Origin of the sequence: Anaerosporobacter sp. (assembly GCF_031551385.1) — a bacterium.
Lineage (GTDB): Bacteria > Bacillota > Clostridia > Lachnospirales > Lachnospiraceae > Anaerosporobacter.
The window spans coordinates 1-6,104 of record NZ_JAVBNS010000065.1; the positions used below are offsets into that span (position 1 = coordinate 1).

Below are 6,104 nucleotides of genomic sequence, written 5' to 3' on the forward strand. Positions count from 1 at the left end.
GTGGGGTGGTTGCTTCTTGTTATTGCTATTGTTACGATCTTATGTCTTATGCCCATGGATAGTAAAAAAAGAAAGTTGGATAGGGCAGAGAAAAGAAGATTTCGCTTTGTTGGGCTTTCTATTTTGGGCATGCAATTATTGATTATGGTAATTCTTAGTGTTATGGACTTATATCATTTCTGTTATATTATTGGCGTTAGTATTATTATTGTTGCAGTATTGATGATAATAGGAAAAAAAGTATTCCGGTAAATTGCTTCATGGGGCAATTACCGGAATATTTTTTAACTGGATAGTTCCTGTTGCATTCTCCAGAGGAATTTTAAACAACAAATAAAGAAATCTTTCTCATTGTCTAGTAGCAGATCATAGATTTGCTCTTCTAAAGTATCCATTTCTTCATTCGTAAGTTTTTCTTTTAACCATTCAATATTTACTTCGAGCGAACTGTTGTTATAATATGAGCTTGTTTTATAGGTAGTAAAAAGCTGTAATAAAATATCATCCATTTGATTTTTCTTCCTTTCGTTATCTTTGCAGAGTTCCTGCATGTTTAAATCACATTTAGAACAATGATGTGTCTTTTAATGCTTCTTTGTTAATAATATATAGTATTACAGGAACAAAATCAAGATAAATATATCTTTATATGAAACAAAATAATAAGACTTGTGGTTTATAATGAAAAGAGTTGAACTTGGTAAAAATGATATTTCAAATGTATGTGAGAGGAATAATTATGGATGATAAGGATTTTACGTTAGATTGGGCGATTGAATTTATTTCAGACAGGATTCGCACTATGCGGGAAGCAAAAGGAATATCTGCGCATACAATGAGCATCGAGTTGGGGCAAAATCCGGCATATATCAATAAGATTGAGAATAAATCATCAAAACCTTCGATTGAAGGGCTATATAATATATGTGACTATCTGGGGATTACGTTCGCAGAATTTTTTGATGTGGAAACCAATCACCCGGATAAACTGAAAGTGCTAATAGAAGAAGTGAAACAATTTGATGATGATTCTATGAATATATTGATTGAGATTGCAAAGAGATTTCATTGATAGAAGCTGTATTTTGAGTGTGGATTTATTAAAAATGGTTAAATGTTACAGATAATTGACCACTTGTGACACTTTGACAAATTCGGATGAAAAGTATGTTATATTACCCAAAACAGAAAAAATTGGCACTTGGGGGAGTATCAATTTTGAGGAGGGTAAAGATATAGTCATGGATTATATTCTTTAAATGTTGCATAAGAAGATTTTTGTGAGAACATTTAGATATACCTTCGGGATATGTTTAAGTGTTCTCATTTTTATTGCAATATTTTAGTTTGTTTAGAAGGTACAAATTAGAGGGAACCCAATCTGTTTTCACATATGAGAATTAGGTGGAGAGTATGGATTGAAAGATTTAAAATACGCAATAGCAGATAATATTAAGTATTACAGGAAGCAAACATGTATGTCGCAGATGAAGCTGGCGGAGGAGGCGGATGTATCTTACGATACCATAAAAAGAATTGAGTCAGGGAACCATGGAATGACATTGGATAGTTTTATTAACATTGCAGCGGCTCTAAAGGTAGATCCTTCGTTACTTTTTCAAAGAGAAGAGGAAAAAAAATCGGAGATGGAACAATTTTATGCCTTGCTGGGAGAGAGAAGTAAATCGGAGAAAGAATACCTGTTTTTTATGATGGAAAAGATGGTGGAAGGTTTGAGTATGATGTCTAATTAACAAAAACATATGGCGGAGCCATTCATTCAAAAGGGAAGAAAAATTTTACAGAAACATCTTAATGGGCTTTTAAAAGTTTATTGAGATGTTTTTTGTTTTTTGAAAATAGGTGCAAAAATTACCCTATAAATATTTAAAATAGGGTAATTTTTGCACTCTTCAAGAAAGAAAAATTAAGGTAAGATTTATACAGGTTCAAACAAGAACCAAACTAAAACTAAATAGGACATGCATACACCTGATTTTATTTTCGCCTTTTCATCATTTATTGAATGAGGGGGTGGCAGAAACCCATTTCGTGCCATAACGTTCCTGAAGCATTTTGTTTTCGCCCGTGAAGGTTCAGAGCAGAGGTTTGTGCCTACTTGTTTGGCAGCAAGAGGTAATGAGATAAAACAGCACCGGAATTTCAGCGAAAGCATTTTCCGGGTGTGGCAACCTGTAGATTCTGTCTGGATGGGCATGAAGAACTGCAGTGAGGGATAATTTCATTTTATGAAATTGGCCATCCCAGTGTATGTTACCCGGCTGGGGGAAATATATGATTTTACAGAATAATGTGGCTTTTTAGCCTGGCTATTAAGTCACGTTATCCTTTGAGATAAGGGAGTTGTTACGCACTCATGATTTGCATCACTTGTGTAACAGCTTCTTTATCTCAGGGGATAATTGCCGGCAAGCTCTCTGTAAAATTCTAAGAAAGAATAGGTGAGAAGTATGAATTATAATTTACAGGTAATAAATCTGCCACAGCGGATGCGAGCAGTAGGGTTTGTTAAGTCCAGAAAGAGTTATGAGAAAATTCATGAGATTTGTCGTAATATTTCTCGGGTTGGGTTTTCCAAGAGAATTTATGTCAGTGATTTCATTGTGGATGAAACGGCTGGAACTGATATTGACAGAAGTGCTATTGATCGGCTTGTAGGACGTTTGGAATATGGAGATGTGGAATGTGTTATGGTGAATTCTGTTTTTGACATTACAAGAGATGTTGATGACTTGGCGCAATTCTTTTGGCATTTGAATCAATTGGACTGCAAGCTGTACTCGATTGAGGAGAAGGGTTTTATTCCAATTGAGCTTGAAGATGAAGAGTAATATGTAGGAGCTCCTTTTAATTATTAATTTGAGCAAAGTAATGGCACGGGATTTCCGTGCTCTTATTTTGCATAAATAGTATGTAATAAGACAATCAGCAAACAGAATAGCTTTGAATAGATAGACAGAAAAGGAGTTTTATGTGAGCATGACTATAGAAGAATTGAAAAGATTACAAAATATGAATATCATGGAGCTGGATCGGGAGCAGCTTGCAAATGCAGAAGATATTATTATTGATAGTGGGAAATGTGTGGATAGCCGCATTAAATCATATATGGAGCAGATGGGTAATCCATTTGCACAAAATGTCGGAGAGTATGTCTTACAAATTGGCTTTCAGCCAGAGACAAATGAATTAATAGATGACAGAATGGTTTTACTTACCAAGAGAAAAATACAGATTATTCTATAAAATATAGAAAAGTTTTATTCTTTACAAAATAAAAAACATATGTTAACCTATCATCAGGATTATTTCAGTGGGAATTCTGATAGAGCTGGTTACAAACCCCGTAGGACGGGTTCTGCTAACATTAAATATCAGGAGGAACGCAGATGAATGCAAAAGATTTTTATAATGTAGCCGTCTATCTTCGCTTGAGTCGTGATGACGCAGCCACTGGAAGTGGCAAGGATATTGATGGCAGAGTTACCACTTCTAGTGGTAAAACAGAAAGTAACAGTATCAGTTCTCAAAGGGACATGATTCGTTCCTATATCAGGCAGCATGATGATATGGAAATCTATGATATCTACGTGGACGATGGCTGGTCAGGAGCAAACTTTGATAGACCTGCTTTTAAGCGGATGATGGAAGACATCGAGGCTGGTAAGATTGATTGTGTTATAGTAAAAGATTTGTCCAGATTAGGACGAGATTATATAGAAGCCGGGCGGTTGATTCAGAAAACCTTTCCGGCTTTTTGTGTGCGCTTTATTGCCCTGACGGACAATTTTGACTCACTTACCGCAGACCATAATGAAAAATCTCTGGTACTTCCGGTAAAAAACTTTGTAAATGATTCCTACTGTCGTGACATTTCGCAAAAAGTCAGGAGTCAGCAGAAGGTAAAGCGTGAAAACGGAGAATTCATCGGTTCATTTGCTGTATACGGTTATAGAAAGTCAGATGAAAATAAAAATCAACTTGTACCAGATGACTATGCAGCAGATATTGTCAGAAAAATATTTGCATGGCGAATTGAAGGATTAAGCAGCCTTGCCATTGCCGACCAGTTAAATAATTTGGGAATCCTCTCACCAATGGAATATAAAAAGTCTAAGGGAGAAAGATATTCTACTGGATTTAATACAACATTGAAAGCAAAATGGTCTTCTGTTGCGGTCAAACGAATTCTTGTTAATGAAACATATATCGGAACTCTGGTACAGGGGAAAGAGGAAAAACTAAATCATAAAATCAAAAAGAGTATTGTAAAACCGGAAAGTGAATGGACAAAAGTAGCTAATACCCATGAGCCAATTATTTCAAAAGAGGATTTTGAGATTGTAAAAAATTTGATGGCCGTAGACTGTAGAGCACTTGGTCAAAGTAATAAATCTCATATGTATACAGGGCTATTGTTTTGTGGCGACTGTAATGAACAGATGGTACGCAGGGTGAATAAGTATAAGGGAAAAGAAAAGGTTTATTTTATCTGTGGAACCAAAAATAATGGAGCAGGGTGTACTAGGCACAGCACAGAGGAAGAGGTACTGAATCAGATTGTGTTAACTGGAATCAGACAGCAGATTTCTTTATTTATGGATAAAAGTAATGTGCTTAATCGAATTAACCAGTTGCAAGTTAATTTTGAAGAAGTGGTTGCTTTCGATAGAGAAATAGAAAAACTGCATAAGGAGCAGGATAAATATCTTTCCCTGCGTGCAGGACTGTATGAGGATTTGAAAGAAAATATTATTACAGAAGAAGATTTTCGGAATTTCCGTGAAATCTATGAACAACAGTATAATGAACTGAACCAGGCAATAAAAAATCAAGAGGATACCATTAAAAAACTTTTTAAGTCAGGAATTTCTGCAGGAGTACAGCTGGAGCGTATGAAAGAAGCCTTGCAAATAACAGAACTTGACCGTGATACACTGGTTACATTTGTAAGTAAAATTCTTGTATATGAGGATAAAAGGGTATATCTGGAAATGCGGCACAAGGAACTATTCTCGAAAGCGATAATGCTGGCTGAATTTGTAGAGCAAAACCAGCAAAGTCAGAGGGAGGTAGTGTAAATGCCCAGAATTTCGAAAAAAATACCATATAGTGATAAGGTTGCATTAAAGCAGCCCTTAAAGATTTATTCCGTAGGGATTTATGCAAGACTTTCTGTAGATGGTAGTGAGAGAAAAAATGAATCCATTGAAACGCAGGTGGAAATTGCAAAAAAATTTTTGCAAGAGCATTCTGACATGGTTTTATATGACTGTTATTCTGATTTAGGGAAGTCAGGTACTAACTTTAGACGAGAAGGATTTGAGCGGATGATGCAGGATGTCCGAATGAAAAAGATTGATTGTATCATTGTTAAGGATCTGTCTCGCTTTGGAAGGAATCATATTGAAACAGGCAATTATTTAGAAAAGATATTTCCATTTTTAGGGGTACGGTTTATTGCAGTGACAGATAATTTTGACAGCATGAATATTTCAAGCGGAAATGAAATCATGGCCGTCAATCTTAAAAACCTTGTGAATGAATTATATGCCAAGGACATTGCATTGAAAGTAGAGTCCAGTAAAAGAACCAAGTGGGAACAGGGCAGTTATACAGGAGGGACACCTCCGTATGGTTATCAGTCTGATTGGATTGATGGAAAGAAATGTTTGATAAAGGAAGAAGTCACTTCTGACATTGTGGAACAGGTTTACAAATTGTTTTTATCCGGTAAAACTATGAAACAGATTGCAGTGTGGCTGTATGAGTCAGGTATACATAGACCAAGAGATTATCATACGACCGGACATATTTATAGACAAGAAGGAGAATGCCTGCAGGAATGGTCAGGGGGAACGATCAAGATACTTTTATCAAACCCGGCTTATATGGGATGTCTTGTTCAAGCGAGAACCAGTGGAAAAGAATACCAATTGCGAAAGAAGCATGATATTGATTCGAAGGACTGGTCAATAAAAGAACATACACATGATGCAATTTTCAGCGAAGAAGTATTTTTACAAAGTGCATAAAAGCTTGAAAAAAATTCTTTATACTACAATGAGAATGAATTTTCCAAA

Annotated in this window: 8 protein-coding genes; 7 read left to right on the top strand and 1 reads right to left on the bottom strand. The window is 35.6% G+C overall.

What is annotated here, in order from left to right; all coding sequences use genetic code 11:
- Positions 1–252: accessory gene regulator B family protein (locus tag RMR19_RS06885; RefSeq protein WP_310602762.1), on the top strand; the 252-nt coding region annotated here is incomplete at its 5' end.
- Positions 253–284: 32 nt separating this feature from the next.
- Here RMR19_RS06885 and RMR19_RS06890 read toward each other — a convergent pair.
- Positions 285–509, bottom strand: a complete 225-nt coding sequence (locus RMR19_RS06890) for a hypothetical protein (RefSeq protein WP_310602763.1) — start codon at positions 507–509, stop codon at positions 285–287.
- A gap of 230 nt (positions 510–739) precedes the next feature.
- On the opposite strand from RMR19_RS06890, the gene RMR19_RS06895 reads away from it, so the two are divergent.
- The 6 genes from RMR19_RS06895 (at position 740) to RMR19_RS06920 (ending at position 6,056) form a co-directional block, all read left to right on the top strand.
- The gene (locus tag RMR19_RS06895; protein ID WP_310602764.1) at positions 740–1,072 is read left to right on the top strand and encodes a helix-turn-helix domain-containing protein; all 333 of its coding nucleotides are present in this window, start codon (positions 740–742) and stop codon (positions 1,070–1,072) included.
- Between the two features lie 346 nt (positions 1,073–1,418).
- The gene (locus tag RMR19_RS06900) at positions 1,419–1,754 is read left to right on the top strand and encodes a helix-turn-helix domain-containing protein (RefSeq protein ID WP_310602765.1); all 336 of its coding nucleotides are present in this window, start codon (positions 1,419–1,421) and stop codon (positions 1,752–1,754) included.
- Between the two features lie 717 nt (positions 1,755–2,471).
- On the top strand, positions 2,472–2,852 hold the full coding sequence (locus tag RMR19_RS06905) for a recombinase family protein (protein ID WP_310602766.1): 381 nt from the start codon (positions 2,472–2,474) through the stop codon (positions 2,850–2,852).
- A 148-nt stretch (positions 2,853–3,000) separates the two neighbouring features.
- Positions 3,001–3,267: a DUF6870 family protein gene (locus tag RMR19_RS06910; RefSeq protein ID WP_310602767.1), complete on the top strand. Its 267-nt coding sequence runs from the start codon at positions 3,001–3,003 to the stop codon at positions 3,265–3,267.
- A 143-nt stretch (positions 3,268–3,410) separates the two neighbouring features.
- A complete protein-coding gene (locus RMR19_RS06915; protein WP_310602768.1) occupies positions 3,411–5,102 on the top strand; it encodes a recombinase family protein in 1,692 nt (563 codons plus the stop codon).
- Entirely contained in the window at positions 5,103–6,056 is a 954-nt protein-coding gene (locus tag RMR19_RS06920; RefSeq protein WP_310602769.1) for a recombinase family protein, read from the top strand.
- Positions 6,057–6,104 lie beyond the last annotated feature (48 nt).